At 48.7% G+C, this 16,321-nt stretch carries 18 protein-coding genes; 8 read left to right on the top strand and 10 right to left on the bottom strand.

Annotated features, from left to right (window positions below; genetic code table 11):
- A partial coding sequence (locus B2751_RS12675) for a Six-bladed beta-propeller, TolB-like protein (RefSeq protein WP_290775081.1) occupies positions 1 to 997 on the bottom strand: 997 nt, incomplete at its 3' end.
- Between the two features lie 140 nt (positions 998 to 1,137).
- On the opposite strand from B2751_RS12675, the gene B2751_RS12670 reads away from it, so the two are divergent.
- The 4 genes from B2751_RS12670 (at position 1,138) to B2751_RS12655 (ending at position 3,616) form a co-directional block, all read left to right on the top strand.
- A complete protein-coding gene (locus tag B2751_RS12670) occupies positions 1,138 to 2,214 on the top strand; it encodes a GTP pyrophosphokinase (RefSeq protein WP_290775079.1) in 1,077 nt (358 codons plus the stop codon).
- Positions 2,215 to 2,285: 71 nt separating this feature from the next.
- On the top strand, positions 2,286 to 2,729 hold the full coding sequence (locus B2751_RS12665; RefSeq protein ID WP_035408025.1) for a MarR family winged helix-turn-helix transcriptional regulator: 444 nt from the start codon (positions 2,286 to 2,288) through the stop codon (positions 2,727 to 2,729).
- A gap of 72 nt (positions 2,730 to 2,801) precedes the next feature.
- A complete protein-coding gene (locus tag B2751_RS12660) occupies positions 2,802 to 3,287 on the top strand; it encodes a tetratricopeptide repeat protein (protein WP_056061357.1) in 486 nt (161 codons plus the stop codon).
- Positions 3,288 to 3,367: 80 nt separating this feature from the next.
- Positions 3,368 to 3,616, top strand: coding sequence for a hypothetical protein (locus B2751_RS12655; protein ID WP_231496855.1), 249 nt, complete (start codon positions 3,368 to 3,370; stop codon positions 3,614 to 3,616).
- Between the two features lie 75 nt (positions 3,617 to 3,691).
- Here B2751_RS12655 and B2751_RS12650 read toward each other — a convergent pair whose 3' ends face one another.
- The 5 genes from B2751_RS12650 to B2751_RS12630 are packed head-to-tail and all read right to left on the bottom strand — an operon-like array spanning position 3,692 to position 7,862.
- Positions 3,692 to 4,579: an aminoglycoside phosphotransferase family protein gene (locus B2751_RS12650; RefSeq protein WP_290775076.1), complete on the bottom strand. Its 888-nt coding sequence runs from the start codon at positions 4,577 to 4,579 to the stop codon at positions 3,692 to 3,694.
- 51 nt (positions 4,580 to 4,630) lie between these two features.
- Positions 4,631 to 5,188 carry a guanylate kinase gene (locus B2751_RS12645; protein WP_214853717.1) on the bottom strand — a complete coding sequence of 186 codons (558 nt, stop codon included), beginning with the start codon at positions 5,186 to 5,188 and terminating at the stop codon, positions 4,631 to 4,633.
- Between the two features lie 10 nt (positions 5,189 to 5,198).
- On the bottom strand, positions 5,199 to 5,648 hold the full coding sequence (locus B2751_RS12640; RefSeq protein WP_290775074.1) for a hypothetical protein: 450 nt from the start codon (positions 5,646 to 5,648) through the stop codon (positions 5,199 to 5,201).
- Positions 5,649 to 5,661: 13 nt separating this feature from the next.
- The gene (locus B2751_RS12635; protein WP_290775072.1) at positions 5,662 to 6,384 is read right to left on the bottom strand and encodes a glycerophosphodiester phosphodiesterase; all 723 of its coding nucleotides are present in this window, start codon (positions 6,382 to 6,384) and stop codon (positions 5,662 to 5,664) included.
- The gene (locus B2751_RS12630; protein WP_290750307.1) at positions 6,384 to 7,862 is read right to left on the bottom strand and encodes a carboxypeptidase M32; all 1,479 of its coding nucleotides are present in this window, start codon (positions 7,860 to 7,862) and stop codon (positions 6,384 to 6,386) included. The genes B2751_RS12635 and B2751_RS12630 overlap by 1 nt, the downstream gene beginning before the upstream one ends.
- 155 nt (positions 7,863 to 8,017) lie before the next feature.
- Between B2751_RS12630 and B2751_RS12625 the strand changes: the two genes are divergently transcribed.
- Positions 8,018 to 8,638, top strand: coding sequence for a serine/threonine protein kinase (locus tag B2751_RS12625; protein ID WP_290775070.1), 621 nt, complete (start codon positions 8,018 to 8,020; stop codon positions 8,636 to 8,638).
- A 51-nt stretch (positions 8,639 to 8,689) separates the two neighbouring features.
- Here B2751_RS12625 and B2751_RS12620 read toward each other — a convergent pair whose 3' ends face one another.
- The gene (locus tag B2751_RS12620; RefSeq protein WP_290775083.1) at positions 8,690 to 9,631 is read right to left on the bottom strand and encodes a sensor domain-containing diguanylate cyclase; all 942 of its coding nucleotides are present in this window, start codon (positions 9,629 to 9,631) and stop codon (positions 8,690 to 8,692) included.
- Between the two features lie 1,146 nt (positions 9,632 to 10,777).
- On the bottom strand, positions 10,778 to 12,070 hold the full coding sequence (locus B2751_RS12615; RefSeq protein WP_290775068.1) for a globin-coupled sensor protein: 1,293 nt from the start codon (positions 12,068 to 12,070) through the stop codon (positions 10,778 to 10,780).
- Between the two features lie 291 nt (positions 12,071 to 12,361).
- On the opposite strand from B2751_RS12615, the gene B2751_RS12610 reads away from it, so the two are divergent.
- From B2751_RS12610 to B2751_RS12600, 3 genes are all read left to right on the top strand, one after another.
- A complete protein-coding gene (locus B2751_RS12610) occupies positions 12,362 to 13,414 on the top strand; it encodes a hypothetical protein (protein WP_290775066.1) in 1,053 nt (350 codons plus the stop codon).
- A 118-nt stretch (positions 13,415 to 13,532) separates the two neighbouring features.
- Positions 13,533 to 14,135: a TetR/AcrR family transcriptional regulator gene (locus B2751_RS12605; protein WP_290750293.1), complete on the top strand. Its 603-nt coding sequence runs from the start codon at positions 13,533 to 13,535 to the stop codon at positions 14,133 to 14,135.
- 8 nt (positions 14,136 to 14,143) lie between these two features.
- Positions 14,144 to 15,325, top strand: coding sequence for an MFS transporter (locus B2751_RS12600; protein WP_290750289.1), 1,182 nt, complete (start codon positions 14,144 to 14,146; stop codon positions 15,323 to 15,325).
- A 39-nt stretch (positions 15,326 to 15,364) separates the two neighbouring features.
- Here B2751_RS12600 and B2751_RS12595 read toward each other — a convergent pair whose 3' ends face one another.
- A complete protein-coding gene (locus B2751_RS12595; protein ID WP_290775064.1) occupies positions 15,365 to 15,955 on the bottom strand; it encodes an HAD-IA family hydrolase in 591 nt (196 codons plus the stop codon).
- A partial coding sequence (locus B2751_RS12590) for a PhzF family phenazine biosynthesis isomerase (protein ID WP_290775062.1) occupies positions 15,927 to 16,321 on the bottom strand: 395 nt, incomplete at its 5' end. The genes B2751_RS12595 and B2751_RS12590, both read right to left, overlap by 29 nt.

The raw sequence follows: 16,321 nt of genomic DNA, 5'->3' as shown, positions 1-16,321 counted from the left end.
CATAAAAGCGTCCCCGTAAGACACGTTCGAACGGTTCTTTATCAAGGAATCGGGCACCGTTGCGTAAGTTGATTACTTCATGATGGTGCTCGGACCGGTCATTAACGATGAAGATCGTCGACTCAACGTCATCGTACGTGAAGTCAAGCGGTTCATAGTCACTCCACTGGATCCGGGCGACCTCTTCGACACTCGCTTCCGTATCAATCCGGTAAAAGATTTCTTCGTTCAGACGATCGGTATAGGCACTGAAGATGAGATGCCCTTCTTGTTCCCCGAGATACTGGACGGTATCCCCTTCCCCATCTAATTTCAGTAGTGTCGCAAATGATAAATGTTCGACACCTTGTTCAATCTCCTCAATCAAGGTCGACAGTGGTGCGATCAACAGACTTTCGGAGTGATCAATCGGATCTTCTGGTGAGATGACACCACTTTCAAGGGCATCATAGAACGAGAACTCATCGAGCCGAGCGTTACAGACGATGTACTCCTTGTCTTCGAGCGTGACGAGAAAGAAATAGAGTTCCCGGTAATTCTCCGTCATCCCGTAGAGCCGTGGATCGCGAATCGTCTGCCGTGATTCGTCCTTGACGTCATATAGAAACGCGGACGTCGTATCGGTCGTTTGTAAGAATACGAGATAGTTCTCATTGAGCACCCAGTAGAGCGTCAAATCCCCTTCCACGTAAAACGACGCAATCTGCTCCCGTTTCCCGGACAAGAGATCGATAACGAGCACTTCCGTCTCCCCGCCCTGCTCTTGCGTATGCTCATTCAGACAATAGACCTTTCCATGACGAACAAACGGACGGGTCGGTCCGTGATCCGTCAAGGCTTCTGGCGTTAGATCGACCTGTTCCTGATCTTCAAGATCATATCGGCTGATGTGGTAACGGGCGTCATCAAGACGACGTCGAAAATAGATCGACGATGGTGTGACATGCAAGACATCCATATGATCGGCGGGTAAAGCACGGGCATCCACTATTTCCATGATTAATCTCCTCCCGGACACGTACTACTTGTCTTTTTCCCACGAATCGTACTGCTTCAAACAGGATCTTGCTGTGCGTTTAACGAAGCAGAGTGCTACAATATGGCTAGATGACTACAGGATGAGGAAGGTGCGAAACGGTGCAATCACAAGATTTAAATACGATGATGCTCGAATATGTCAACGATAAGGAAGAATACGATGCCTACGCCGACAAGTTGAAGATGCTCTTGTCCGAGTTGCTCGACGCGGCAGGCATCAAATACCACTCAATCGTCGCCCGGACGAAGGACTCCGAGAGTCTGTATCAAAAAGTCTTACGGCAACCGAACAAATACCGTTCACTTAAGGACGTCCATGACTTGACCGGGATCCGGATCGTCACTTATTTCCATGACGATGTCCGGGAAGCGGCACGCATCATCGAGAATGAGTTCGCAATCGATCGCGATCAATCGGTCGATAAGTCAACGTTGCTCGATACGACAGAATTCGGTTATCTCTCGGTCCACTTCGTCGCTTCACTGAGCGATCAGCGGCTTGCCCTGAGCGAGTATGGTCGTTTCAAGGATTACACGGCTGAGATCCAAATCCGCTCGATCCTGCAACACGCTTGGGCGGAGATCGAACATGATCTCGGATATAAAAATCCGAACAGTGTCCCAGCAGAAGTCCGGCGCAGCTTCAGTCGAGTGGCAGGACTTCTAGAGATCGCCGATCAGGAGTTCGTCAACATCAAGAAACAGTTGAAACAATTCGAAGACGAGACCGTTCAACAAATCTTGTCTGACCCCCATCAAGTCCGGATCACGGCAGATAACTTGAACTACTTCATCGATCACTCCCCCGTCATCAACGAGCTCGATAAACGACTCGTTACATCGCAAATGATGCTCGATTCCGATCAACAACTGATCAACGAACTGATTCGGATGTTCCATTACGTCGATATCCGGACGTACGGTGAACTGATTGAAGCGGTCTCGACACATAGTCCGCTCGCCTTACGTTGTGCAAAGGTCATGCCGAACCCATTCTTGCCTCGTCAAGGAATCGGGATCGCCTATATCTGTATGGCATTGACGATCGCTGGCGAAGATACGCACCGCATTGACTACTTCTTCCGCCGTTTCTATCCGGAGTTACGTAACGTCGAAGAAATCGTCGCTCAAGTCGCCCGTGTCGTCGAGTCAGATGATTCAAGAGAAAAATATTGATTAAACTAAAATTTTTCACTATACTAAATCACGAGTGAAAGAAACTACGGTATAGAAAGAGTGAAGGATACATGGCAACTACACTAGAAGTAGCACTACGCGATCAGTTGATCGTTGATACGGAAAAAGGATTACGGATGAACTACCGCGCGATCAAAAAGGACGTGCGTAGCATGTTTACGACTTACTTGACACGTAACGAGTTCTTCATCTTAAAATCACTTTGTGCGAACAGTCCTCAAATTGCTTCAGCGCTCTCACAAGAGTTCCAGTTTTCAGCAAGCATGATTACAGCTCTGGCAGACGAATTGACGAAAAAAGAGTTGATCTCACGTGAGCGGAGCGAGCTCGATCGTCGCGTCGTCGAACTGCGAGCAACACCGAAAGGCATCGAGCTTTACGAAAAACTCGAGTCGATGAAGATGGATTACCTTGCAGACGTCTTTGAGGACTTCTCGGATCAGGAACTGGAGTTGTTCCGTTCGCTCTTAACGAAGCTTGAAAAAACAGTCTAAGCTGTTCGATGGAACGGATCCGGTCAAAAGCGATCGGATCCGTTTTTTAGTAATCGATTAGGAGGAAACACGATGTTTGATTTCGAATCAGTCCAACACTTACGAAAGACAGGGCAGTATGAAGCAGCAAAGGAACTCGTCCGTCAGTATGTCGAAACAGCCCCTAACGATCCGACGGTCCTCTATCAGATGGCCTGGTGTCATGATAGTCTTGGTGAGGAACAGGCTGCTGTCCCCTACTATGAACAAGCACTTGCGCTCGGTCTTGCTGGTGAGGACCGCTTGCAAGCTTATATCGGGCTCGGCAGTACATACCGCGTCATCGGTCAGTTCAAAGAAGCATCAAGCGTTTTCCGAAGCGCGTTGCTTGAATTTCCAGACGCCCACGCCTTACAAGCATTCCTCGCGATGACGGAGTACAACCTTGGTCAAGTCAATCAGGCTGTCGGTCGGTTACTCAAGAGTCTTGCTGCAACGTCGTCGGACGCCTCGATTCAGACATTTAACCGGGCACTTCGTTATTATGCCGATCATTTGGACGAGATCGACACGGAATAAAGCAACAGTTGACGATGGATTGGTTCGCACAGCATAATGTAACAGCCAAGCGGACTCGCTTTTGGCAGGAAAGGAAGTTAATGATGTCATCAAAAAAAGTATGGACAGTAGAAGGTTATGAAGAACAAGGGCAAGAAAAACACGGCAAGGCAAGTAAGTCAGAAACATATACGACTGAAGCGGATGCTAAGAAAGCCGCTAAGAAGATGGCGGATCAAAACGATCATCTCGACGTCTACGTGATTTATACGAATACGGTAAACGGTAAAACAGAAGAACGGTTCTTCAATTCGAACGGCAAGTATAGTGAAGAAGGATTCGAATGGTAATCTCCCTTTTCATTTAAAGGTCCACTCAAAAAATAATGGATTCGTTTCTCTTCAAGTGAGAGACGAATCCATTTTTTAGTCATGGCTTTGCCTCTCATACCAAAGCGGTATTTCACACTGAAACCCATCGTGGTCTCGGATGATCCGCTGAACGCGTCGTTGCATTGCCTCCAATCCGTTTACATCGAACCGTTTTGCCCAGACGAGAGCCGAGAAGACGACCATCGCCATATAGAGGCTGTAGATTTGCCAAAAGTTAGAAGGTACTTCGTTCTCAAAGTATCCATCGATCATGTGACGGGCAAAGACGGGACTCGTCTCGACTTGAAACAACCCACATTTGACGAAGTCATGCCACGGATCGCCGTAATCATGGTTCCCGTAATCGAGGAAGGCACAGAGATGTCCATTCTCAACAAGGAGATTATCAAGATGGACATCGTCATGTTGCAGTTGATTCGGACGCTCAGCTAAAAGGGAGAGCTTCAAAAGAATGAACCGATCGAGTCGTTCGATCCATTCTGGCTCAAGCAACCCATCAACCGCTGCGCGATAGCGGTCATGTTTCGCCTGACAACGTTCCTTCCATGCCGCCGTCCCGCTCGGTGCTATCACGTCATGAATGCTTCTCAACGCTCGCCCTGCCTCCTGACCGAGTCGAGGAGCTAATTCCGGTGACTCGAGAAGCACGCTTCGGACGGTTCGTCCGGATAAGTATGGATAAATGCCGTACGCGGTCGTCGCAGTCCGTCCGGTCGCTAGCGGTAAGGCGTGAGAAATTCCCTTTTGTTCTGGGATCATTAAAGCCGCCTCACGTTCAAACTGACGACTTAATGGGTCCGTCACGACCTTGACGATGTAGTGTGCTGTTGCCGTCTTGACGGACCAGACGGCTTGATGCGAGCGTCCGGTAAGCCGTCTAACGCTATCGATATCAGTCAGTAATGGATGATCTGGTAGCATGAAGACTCCTTTCTGAAGACAAAAAGAGGACGCTTACTTGCGTCCTCTTCGTCATGCCTGTGGGATATAGCTGGCAATGATCTCAAGCAGATCGGCATACGCCGTTTCGAAATCGATGTTTTCGATCATATAATCGTAGTGATCGCGGTCTTTCCACGCTTCCTCGTAATCGACGAGTCGCGCTTCGAACTCCGGTGTATCACCGCGCATCAACAATCGCTCCTTCATCAAATCGGGTGGAACCGAGACGAAGATCGTGATGACTTGGTCACCAAACAGACGTTTAAAGTTTGCTGCTCCTTTTGGATCGATGTCCTTGATGACGATTTGATCTTGCTCGAGGACATCGACATACGCTTGCCGTGGTGTTCCGTACCACGCGCGGTGAACATGGGCGTATTCGATGAACCCGTCCTCTTGGATCAGTTGCTGGAACGTCTTGACGTCGACGAAGTGATAGCTTGCTCCATCAATTTCCGTCGGACGTTTCGGTCGTGTTGTCACGGACGGGATGAACCGGACGTGTGCGTATTCCGTCCGCAGACGTTTGATTAGGGAAGACTTTCCGCTGCCCGATCCACCAATCAAGAGAATGATTTTACCTGACATCGTTTTCCCCCTATTGTTGTGTCGTGAAATAACCTGTAAAGCGGAGCGCGAACTGTTCTAGTTCACTATCAACGACCGTCCCGTATATTGGTCGGATGACGATCAAGTAGCGGTCATATGAGATGATCCGGGACGTCTCATTACGTGTCATCTGGACTTGAGCTTCCGGGTAACTCTCAACATAGTACCAATCGACCGCAATCCGTTCATCGGATGGGGTCTCATAGATCCAAGTCACCGTCGTTCCATTAGCAGGAAGGGTGCTTTTCAAGGTGAAGCGCTGAATCTGCTTCAATTCACGTTTCGCTGATGCAAGTCCTGCCTCATAATCCGCAGGGCGCATCGGTGTCGTCGTCACTTGTTTCGGTTTTGGTTCCGGCAAGCGGGCAAATCCGAGCTGGAGACCGACGAATAAAGCGACGAGCGACAAACTGATGACGAATACGTATTCCTTGCGCATCCCTTCCTCCTCCTCATCCTTCGAGTGTGTCGCGCATTCCTTTTGGATCATTGACGATGACGGCGTCAACACCGATCGTTTGCATCTGACGGACATCGTCGATCGTCTTCGGGGTATAGACCCGAACCGTGACGTCTTTTGCGTGAGCGAACGCGACATCCGCCTCCGTCACGCGTCGGTAATCGGGATGAATCCCTGTCGCACCGATCCGGAGGGCTTGTTCTTCCGGATGATAGATCGGATACGGATACAGAATCGCCGTCTCGACGCTCGGGTCAAGCTTGCGAATCAGAGCAACCGAATAATGGTTGAACGAACTGAACAACAACCGATCCGTCGCAATGCCGTGCGCCGCGCAACGCTCGAGGACATACGCTTCAATGCCATCATAGCGAATCGTATCCGTCTTCAGCTCGATGTTGAGCCGCAGTGTCGCTGGTGCGAGGATTGCTAGTACTTCGTCAAGCGTCGGAATCTTCGTCTTGAGCGCTTCCCCTTTGAAACGTGCTCCGGCATCGAGTGCTTGCAGTTCAGCGACCGTCATGTCGATCACACGCCCTGTCCCGTTCGTCGTCCGGTTGACAGTCTCGTCATGAATGATGACACCAACACCATCCTTTGAGAAATGGACATCGAACTCGACACCATCGACTTCGTCTTCGATCGCAGCGGCGATTGCTTCAAGCGTGTTCTCAGGAAAACGGTCACTGACACCGCGGTGTGCAAACCATAACATCAGAGTGCCTCGACGACACGCGTGTATTTCTTCGTCAAGTAGTTGACGAGGGGTGCGACCGAGATCGATTGACCCGTTGCTGCTTCGATCAGTTCAGCCGGTGTCTTCGATTTCCCGTGACGGTGAATGTTTTCTTTCAGCCAGCTTTTGATCGGTGCGAGTGTACCAGCTGCAATCAGACCATCGACGTTTTCGACGTCACGACGAAGCGCTTCGTTCAATTGTGCTGCATAGACGAGACCAAGCGCGTAACTTGGGAAGTAACCAAACGAGCCTCCTGACCAGTGGACGTCTTGTAAGACCCCTTTATCGTCACTCGGGACATCAACGCCGAGATACTCTTTATAGAGACGGTTCCATTCTTGCGGGAGATCCTTCACTTCGAGTTCTTTCGTCATCAGGCGCTTTTCAAGCTCATACCGAATGATGATATGAAGGGCATATGTCAATTCATCGGCTTCGATCCGAATGAGTGACGGCTTGACTTCGTTGACCGCTGCGTAGAAGCGTTCGAACGGGACATCAGCAAGCGACGGGATTGCTTGTTGTAGACCATGATAACGTGCTGATAAGAAGCCTTGATTACGTCCGATGAAATTCTCGAAGAACAGTGATTGTGATTCGTGGATCCCCATCGAAGCACCTTCACCGAGACCGAGAGAATCGAGTTCCGGTTCGATACCTTGCTCATACGTCGCGTGTCCGGCTTCATGCATCGTGCCGAAGACGGAGTTCCGGTAGTCGTTCTCATCATATTTCGTCGTGATCCGCGCATCTTTCCGGTTGATCGTCGTTTGGAACGGGTGAACCGTCTCATCCAATCGACCGGACGTGAAGTCATAACCGATATCACGGAGCCATTCTTGATTCAAGGCAATCTGTGTCTCGCGGTCCGCTGACCAATCAAGCGTCGGGAAGTCTTTTCCTTCGAGTTGACTGAGCAAACCAATGATTGCTTGACGAAGTTCCGCAAACAATGGATCGAGTGTTGCGACCGTCATCCCTGGCTCATAGTCATGCAGGAGTGCGTCATACGGGTGCGCGTCATAACCCCAATACTCAACAAACTGGCGTTCCATCGCGACGATTTTCTCGAGATATGGTTCAAACATCGACCAATCATTCGCGTCCTTCGCCTTTTCCCAGACACTCTCGGCTTCCGAAATCAACGTGATGAACGTTTGATACTCGGCTTCTGGAATCTTCGAGTCGCGATCGAATGCTTCTTTTGCTTTCGCGAACGAGATCGCTTCGATGCCCGTCAGCGTCTCTTGCTCCATCGCTGCCAGTAATTGTTGGTACGTTTTTCCTGTCCGGCGACGGAAGCTCTCTGTTGAGAGGAATCCGATTGAAGCGGAACGGTTCGCTGCACCTTGATCCGGCATGTATGTCCGCATATCCCAGTATAGTAATGCGACGGCTTCTTCGTATGCGCGAAGACCATCAAAATGGTCGCGCCATTGTTGTGTCGTTGACATGATTAGAGACCCCCTTGAAGTATGTAACAGTATAGCATTTTTAGCATATCACAAAATGTTCAAAACTTTCACACACGAATGATTTTTGAAACTTTTCCCGTCAGATGAGCGTATAATGAACATACGATCAAGCAGAGCGAAAGGAAGTGGCAACAGTGAAGACAGACGCTGAGTTAGCCGATTTGATTCAGTTGAAAGAAACGGGACCGGTTTGTACGATCGAACATCTCCCAAAAGAGCTCGACTGGATCGGCACCGGTCGTAGCGCCTATGTATTCCGGGTTCGTGGCACCGACCGCGTCATCAAGAAGTTCTATCCGTCATTTCGTCCTCTCGCTGAGTTAGAAGGCGGCATTTATGAACAACTGACGACGTTTTCGACGTATGCGAGGATGTTCGAATATGGATCCGATTACCTTGTGCTCGAATACATCGAGGGACAAACGTTATTCGAATGCCTCGTCAGCGGGACCTATATTCCAGAATCCGTCTTAACGACAGTCGATGCAGCGCTAGCAGAGGCACGCGCCGTAGGTCTTAATCCATCAGATATTCATCTACGCAATATTTTGTTAACGGCAAATGGAACACGGATCATCGATGTCGCAAGGTTCCGTCAAACCGAACCGTGTACACAATGGGATGATTTGAAGAAAGCCTACCAGTATGTCTATGCAAAACCGTTCTTCCCGAAAAAACTGAGCGAGACGTTCCTCAATACGATCGCTGATGTCTATAAGGGACGCTTGTTCGAATCGATTCGAAAGACCGGTTAATTGAAAACGCGATGCTCCTCCTTGTGAGGAAACATCGCGTTTTTTCGTTGATTATTGGACGCGATGTGAGACAGCATCCGCAAAACGAAACGTATTCTTACCGTCTTTTTTTGCGGCATATAACGCACGGTCTGCCTGTTGAATGATCGTTTTTAGCTTAATGGTTTCATCATCAAACAGCACGATCCCAATGCTGGTCGAGACAGCGTATGGCGTCTGCCATGTTCCAAGTTTCTGAAGGAGCTGCTGCGCAATTCGTTCGTACTCCTTTTTCGTCTTCTGATGGGTGAAACGAATCAAGAACTCGTCTCCCCCGATCCGGACAGAAAACGCGTCTTCATAAGAACGTGTACTATCCTGTAGTCGTTTCGCGACGTCGATCAAGACTTTGTCGCCGGTCTCATGCCCATACACGTCGTTCACTTGCTTGAATCCGTCGAGATCAAGATAAAACAGCGCACCGGAATGTTGCTGTTCCGTTTCCCACTGTCTCGTCAAATAACGTCGGTTATACAATTGTGTTAGCGTGTCCTTCCAAGCAAACTGTTCGAGCTCAAGGTAATACGAAAACAGTTTCGCGATCCGTTGGAGAAGTTGAATGCTCTTCTCTTCGAATTGACTTGCTTCATCATGGACAGCGCACAACGTACCAAAGGTTTGACCATTCGTTAAACTGATTGGAATCCCGAGATAGGACTCGATCTGTAACGCTTTTAATGCGTCCTGCATATCTTCTAAGCGCTCGTCATCGCTGATGGACTCATACCAGATGGGTTCGTTCTGTTCGAAATTGATGTGACGACAAAGTGTCTTTTCCATCTCAAACACTTGTCCTGCTCGAATCTCGATTCGTTGATGATCATTTGAGAGTCGTAAAATCATCTGTTGGTTTTCTTCGATCGTCGTTAAATATAACAATTGATCAGGTAGAATCTCTTTCGCTAATTCCAATACATCATCTGCCAGTTCGTTAAAATTCCGATACAGTGTCATTTCTTGCAACGTACCACACCTCATTCGTTATTCGTTCTTTTTAGATCATAAGTTTCACGAAGCAGCCCATCGATTGCACAATCCTTATATTTTCCAGTCGTATTGCGAATCATCACCCATACACTCCTTCTTGAATCATACCGACCTTCTGCATGATTCCTCCTGGAGCTTTATCGATATTATGGGCGACTGAAACCTTATAAAGGAGCATTTCTTGAAAACCAAAGACAAGGACTGCAGCTAATGCCTCACTACCATTTCCATTGTTCCACAATCCATTCTAAACATCGCTTCCGTATCAGCCAGCCGGATTTTTCGTAATCGGAGCCGTTTAGTATGTAATGCCGTACTCCCTTGAAACCGATTCATTTTATTTTAACAANNAACAAGTCGAAAGACGATCATGCTTGCGACAGCTAATAGACGTATATTCGTCTCACAATCAAAGTCAAGTTGCGCCCCGTGTCGTGAACCCGTCGCAATGCAGTCCCCGTTTTGATAAACGCCGATCTTTCTCGTGACTGTCGAGGAACGAATTTGATACTCCTGACCGGCATACGAGACGAGTAAGACTTCTTGTAGTCGCAATTGCTGACGAAGTGCCGGATCGGTACGGATTGTACCGACGTCACGTCCATCTTTACGAATCACGAAATGTGTCGTATTGCGAAGCCATTCCGTTCTCGTTTCTTTAATTTGAAGACGGGTTCCTTCTCCGTCGAACGTTACATCGAGGAAAAACGATTCAAACTTCTTGAAGCGCACAAGGATCGCCTGCCACCACGTGGCATAACGTCGTGAGAACGTCAGCCATTGTTCATGCGCGAGAAAAACCGTATTCGTCTTTTGGGTCGCCCGGTCCGCTAAGTGAACGGACACCCCTGCCTCTCGTCCACGATAACGCAAATCACGCCGGATTTGCCACCATTCGACTCCACCGATCAAGAAAGCGACGCCCGTTAAACCAAGTAATCCGTACACCTCACGTGGAGCGAGTTCCCCTGTCGTCAGGTAACGTCCGATCAAAGCGAAAAAGCATAAAACAATCACTAATAGACTCTGCACCATAAACCTTTTACACCTCCAACTTTATTTTTCCATAAAACGTCAAAAAAGTCCTCCTTTCACATGGAAAGGAGGACTAAATCAGAGGGTCGCGGCGACTTCTTGTAAATCATCCGCTGTCTCAGCAATCGCTTCTGCAATCTTACGCATGCCTTCGATCGTGCCGGCGACATCCTTCGTATCAGTCGATAGTTCATGAATTTGCCGCGAGACATTGTCGGTCTGTTCCGAAATCCGTGAAAAGGCACGGACGACTTGTTGCATCTCTGTCGTTGTCCGGACGACCGCTGTCTCCGTCATTCCCATCCGCTCTGAGACGACGAGCATCTTTTGCGTAATCTCTTGGGCGATCCGCGACGTCTCTGTTGCCGACTGTTTACTCTCTTCGGCAAGCTTCCGAATTTCTTGCGCAACGACGGTGAACCCGCGTCCCATCTCCCCGGCACGTGCCGCTTCGATTGAGGCGTTCAAACTGAGTAGATTCGTCTGATCAGAAATCGTCGTCACCATCCCAGCGATCCGTTCGATTTCCTGCGACAGACGGGACAGTTCAGCGACTTGTTCGGTCGTCCGTGATAAATCTTCAACGACATGCTCAAAGCGCCGTGTCTCTTCTTCAACCAGGACGACACCCGCTTCTGCTTCACTGACCGCTTCCGTCAACTGGATCGAAATCGCGTTTGTCGTCGTTGAGACGTGTTTAGCGTGCCGTTCAATCTCTTGGAAGTTTGCTGACGACTCCTCACTCATCGCAGCGAGTTCCTCGGTCGATTTTTGAACGCCATCCCCGACGTGTTGTTTTGCTGTCGCGATCGCTTGGCGTTCTTCATCGATTTGATCCTCATACATCGTCATGACAATCTGTTGTTCGAGGTTGAATAGTTTTCCCGCTGCCCGCATGATTCGGACGCGCTCTGCTTCCGGCCAAGCACTGTCGTCAATCTTCTCGCTGAGAACGTTCCAGACTTTCTGGAAGGCAGCGATGTACCATTTATTGTGCAAACCGATCCGAACATGCCGTTCAGCAATCCGGCGCCGGGCTTCGATGTAGTCCATTGTCACCTGACCATCGAACATTTGTAAGATGTGCCGAGCGAGGGTGCCTTTCAATCGTTCGAGTGTCGAATGTTTTTCAATCAACTGACGGAGAGACGGAACCCGGACTAACTCCTCGTAGAACGCATCGACCATGCTCGGCATCCAACGGGAAACATCCTCGCGGATGACTCGTGCAATTTGTAAATCGATGGCGTGTAGACCGATTAGACGTAATTGTTCATGTAAGGATGCTGGAACATTCAATATGACATGAGAGCGTTCGACTTCAATGAGCGCGTCAAAGGAAGGTGAAGGTGATTTCTTAAACCAATTCATATATTCATCTCCTTGTTTTTAATTTCACTTCACCTCTTATATCGTCACCATTGGTTGACCTTTAAAGGGATACGTTAGTCTCTTTCTACATGTCATGGTAATTGCATGTTGGAATATTCCGGATATTTTGAAGTTCACACGATCATTAATCATGTAACTGTAATACTAGGTTTCTCATTGTTACTTCCCGGAAATATAAGAGCTATGCGCGTAAGAAACTTGAGGTGAAGCTTTGCTATTCATGAACATCTCAAACTTGAAAGATTAATTTTGGGAGAGGTAGTGCTGATTATGGAAAAAACAAATAAAGGCTTTTCATCCCACTTCCGAGCGGAAGCGGACGGTGCGGGTCGTAACATTTCATGGAGTTCAATTTTTGCCGGTGTGGTATCATTCTTATCTTTATTGATTCTTTTCAGTCTGATTGGATCGGCGATCGGTCTCGGCGTCACGGACGTCACGTCGAATAACCCGTTCGATGGCGTCGGAACAGGCTTGATCATCTGGGCGATTCTGTCATTGCTCATTTCGTTATTCGTTGCCGGATTCGTTTCTGGTGTGACGTCAGCTCGAGCCGGTCTCATTCACGGATTTTTGACTTGGTCGACGAGCGTCATCCTCTTGTTCGCTCTCTTGACGTTTACGACCGTCAATACGTTACAATCGGTCGGTTCATTACTCGGAACAGTCGGTGGAGCTGCCGGTAGCGGCATCGGGTCTGTCGCGTCGACTGCTAAAGACGCTACGACGAAAGGGTTCGACTCCGTTACGAAAAACGTCTCAGATATCGATACGAAGGAACTCGATGGAAACGTCGAAGAAATTCTTAAGGATACAGACATCAAAGAATTACAACCTAATTACCTGCAAGGTCAACTGGATGCTGTCAAAGATGACGTCACGGCTGCCGGTAAAGAGGCTATTACGAAACCAGAAGACTTCGACAAAATCGTTCAGGATCTCGGTGATTCATTGACAGCACGATCTGAGAAAATCGAGAAATCCGTCGATGAAAAGAAAATCGCTGACGCTGTTGCGAAGAACACGGATCTTACAGGCGCCGAGGCAGATAAAGCGACGCAAAACATTGTCGATGGTTTAAACACGGCAACAAAAGAAACAACGCAACAAATCAATAATGCGAAACAAACACTTGACGAGACATCAGCTGACTTGAAGAAAACGGTTCAAGATGTTCGTCAGCAAACGGAACAAGCGACACAAACGGCATCGAAAGTTTCGATCTGGGCGTTCGTCGGTCTCCTTCTGACACTGATCTTCACGTCGTTCGCTGGGATTGTCGGTTCACGCGTCGCAACACGCGGTCGTGTTATGAATAAATAATGATTCCTTATAAAACTGATTCCGCCATGGCGGAGTCAGTTTTTTTGTGCGGTAAGACACTCTCATTGACTGCCCATGAAATTTCCTGTTACAGTATTACCTAACGACCGTTAGGAAGGTGATTTATCTGAAAGCGCAACAATTGTTACAGACGAGCATCCATCATTTTGCAGCGCATGGCTATGAAGGAGCATCGCTACAAGAGATCGCAACAGAAGTCGGCATCAAAAAACCGTCTATCTACGCGCATTATAAAGGCAAAGATGACCTCTTCCTGCAAGCGACGACGTATGCCTTGCAGGAACAAAAGCGTCGTTTCGCTACGTATTTCACAAAAACACGACAGCAACCGCTCGAGCAATCCTTGCACGGCTTCTTCGATTGGTTCATTTTAGAGCAACAGGATGATGTCCTGATGCGATTCATCCTTCGGGCAGCCTATTTTCCACCAGAAAAACTCGAACAAGAGATGACCGATCGCTTCAACCCGTTCTTCGATTCACTGCATGATTTATTGACGCGTCTGTTACGTGAACGTGACCGAACGGAACAGATCCTCTATTCGACGGATTATAAAAGTGCAGCGCTTGCTTATTTGACGGTCGCTGAAGGTACGCTGACAGAACTTGTCTATAACGGCGTCGACGCCTTTCATGCTAGACAGCAAGCCGTATGGCCAATCGTCTGGCGTGGCATGTCGAAAACGATTCCAAACAATTGAGGTGACCTATGCAAAACAATACATTGATTTTAAGTACACTCCTGCTCAATTTATTCATCGCTTTTCTCGGAATCGGACTCGTCATTCCTGTCACACCAACGATCATGAATGAGTTAAGCATTTCCGGGGCGACGGTCGGTTACATGGTATCTGCCTTCGCCTTCGCGCAATTGATTCTGTCCCCGCTTGCAGGCCGTGCCGTCGATAAGTACGGACGAAAGCCAATGATCATTATCGGTTTATTCATCTTTAGCATGTCTGAGCTCTTGTTCGGTCTCGGTCAACAGGTCGAAGTCCTGTTCGCGTCGCGGATTCTCGGTGGTGTCAGTGCGGCCTTCATCATGCCAGCTGTCACCGCTTTCATCGCTGACATCACGACGAACGAAACCCGTCCGAAAGCGCTTGGCTATATGTCTGCCGCCATCTCGACCGGTTTCATCATCGGACCAGGGATCGGTGGGTTCCTTGCTGACCTCGGCACGCGGACGCCGTTCTTCTTTGCTGCTGCGTTCGGTCTGACGGCAATGGTGTTATCTATCTTTACGCTCAAGGAACCTAACCGTCATTATGAGGCGACGACCATCAAACAACAGACGGGTTTTCGGAAAGTATTTAGTCCACTCTATTTCATCGCTTTCCTAGTCCTATTGATCTCGTCGTTCGGCCTCGCCTCGTTCGAGTCCTTGTTCGCGCTTTTCGTTGACCGGAAGTTCGGTTTCACGGCGAAAGATATCGCGCTTGCGATCTCCCTTGGTGCGATTGTCGGCGTCATCGTCCAAGTCGGGCTGTTCGATCGTTTGACACGTTGGTTCGGCGAGATTCGCTTGATCCGTTACAGTTTGATCGGTTCGACGTTGCTCGTCGTCTTGATGACGTTCGTGACGAACTATGTCTCGATCATTCTCGTGACGATGGTCGTCTTCGTTGGCTTTGATTTGATGAGACCTGCCGTCACGACCTATCTTTCGAAGATTGCCGGGGATGAACAAGGTTTTGTCGGTGGAATGAACTCGATGTTTACGAGTATCGGGAATATTCTCGGACCGATCGTCGGCGGATTATTGTTTGACGTCAACCTCAACTATCCGTTTTATTTCGCGACGATGATGCTTGCGGTCGGTATTTTACTGACATACTTCTGGCATGCACCACGCACTGAAGTAACTGAAACGGATCGTTTGTCTTCTTAAAAAACAGCCCCTTTCCCATCACTGGAAGCGGGGCTGTCGTTATGTCAGCAATCGTTCGTGTAATTGTTCAGGCGTCGGTACCGTATAGGTCGCAACCGTCTCATTTGGTCGTTCGTTGATCAGACATGTGGCAATACCCGCACGATGTCCCGCTAAGACGTCGAGTTCCCGGTCCCCGATCATGATCGTCTCGTCTAGAGCCATCTGATGCCGATTAATCAAGTACGTGACAGCTTCCGGATCCGGCTTACGGACGAAGCCATGTGCTGCAGTCAGGATGTCTTGAAAATGATGCGTCAATTCGTGTTTTGCAAGCAACGCATGAATGGATGTGCCACGATGGGTGACGATATGATGCGTCGCACCACTTGCCGATAATGTCTCAAGCAATTCATGAATTCCCGGAAACGGACCGGACCGTTCGCGCTCGATCGTCGCCTTTTGTTGTTTGTAGTTCGTAATGAATGCTTCGGATACCGCAAACGCCTCATACATCGTCTTAGCCGAGATCGCTATCAGCTCAGCGACACGTTCTCGATCGANNTCGAGCATGTCCACGAAAACATCGATCAACACCGGATATGTATCGAACAAGGTACCGTCAAAATCCCAAATGAAGTGTTTCAACATCTGCCTCTTCCTCTCCCACTTTCTTTACTCCAACAAAGACGGCTTGCCCGTCCATCTCAACCTTCCAGTCGTTGTGATTAAGTCCTTCACCGGAGACATGAATTTTTACCTGACCTGATCGTCCTATCTCATGTCCTTGCTCGACAGTGATCATCGTTCCTGAGACGGATGGCTTCATGAACTTTCGGTAGTAGACACCCATCACACCACTCGCCGTTCCTGTTACCGGATCTTCAATGCTGCCTGATCCCGTTGCTGAGAAGTGACGTCCGTGTAAAGTCGCCTGCGCATCATATGTATCGAAACAGATGGGGTGAATCGATGCTTGAGGATAGTCAGCCAAAACGGATGCAAATTGTTGATGAT

Origin of the sequence: Exiguobacterium sp. UBA6282 (genome assembly GCF_002440475.1) — a bacterium.
Classification (GTDB): domain Bacteria; phylum Bacillota; class Bacilli; order Exiguobacteriales; family Exiguobacteriaceae; genus Exiguobacterium_A.
The sequence above is the reverse complement of the archived record's forward strand: the minus strand, read 5'-3'. Positions and strand labels throughout refer to the sequence as shown.

What these genes read in the sequence shown, in the direction of transcription:
- B2751_RS12665 (WP_035408025.1), top strand. Translation starts at nt 2,286, where the DNA reads ATGGCAACTACACTAGAAGTAGCACTACGCGATCAGTTGATCGTTGAT.
- B2751_RS12660 (WP_056061357.1), top strand. Translation starts at nt 2,802, where the DNA reads ATGTTTGATTTCGAATCAGTCCAACACTTACGAAAGACAGGGCAGTAT.
- B2751_RS12655 (WP_231496855.1), top strand. Translation starts at nt 3,368, where the DNA reads ATGATGTCATCAAAAAAAGTATGGACAGTAGAAGGTTATGAAGAACAA.
- B2751_RS12650 (WP_290775076.1), bottom strand. Translation starts at nt 4,579, where the DNA reads ATGCTACCAGATCATCCATTACTGACTGATATCGATAGCGTTAGACGG.
- B2751_RS12645 (WP_214853717.1), bottom strand. Translation starts at nt 5,188, where the DNA reads ATGTCAGGTAAAATCATTCTCTTGATTGGTGGATCGGGCAGCGGAAAG.
- B2751_RS12640 (WP_290775074.1), bottom strand. Translation starts at nt 5,648, where the DNA reads ATGCGCAAGGAATACGTATTCGTCATCAGTTTGTCGCTCGTCGCTTTA.
- B2751_RS12635 (WP_290775072.1), bottom strand. Translation starts at nt 6,384, where the DNA reads ATGTTATGGTTTGCACACCGCGGTGTCAGTGACCGTTTTCCTGAGAAC.
- B2751_RS12630 (WP_290750307.1), bottom strand. Translation starts at nt 7,862, where the DNA reads ATGTCAACGACACAACAATGGCGCGACCATTTTGATGGTCTTCGCGCA.
- B2751_RS12620 (WP_290775083.1), bottom strand. Translation starts at nt 9,631, where the DNA reads ATGACACTGTATCGGAATTTTAACGAACTGGCAGATGATGTATTGGAA.
- B2751_RS12615 (WP_290775068.1), bottom strand. Translation starts at nt 12,070, where the DNA reads ATGAATTGGTTTAAGAAATCACCTTCACCTTCCTTTGACGCGCTCATT.
- B2751_RS12610 (WP_290775066.1), top strand. Translation starts at nt 12,362, where the DNA reads ATGGAAAAAACAAATAAAGGCTTTTCATCCCACTTCCGAGCGGAAGCG.
- B2751_RS12600 (WP_290750289.1), top strand. Translation starts at nt 14,144, where the DNA reads ATGCAAAACAATACATTGATTTTAAGTACACTCCTGCTCAATTTATTC.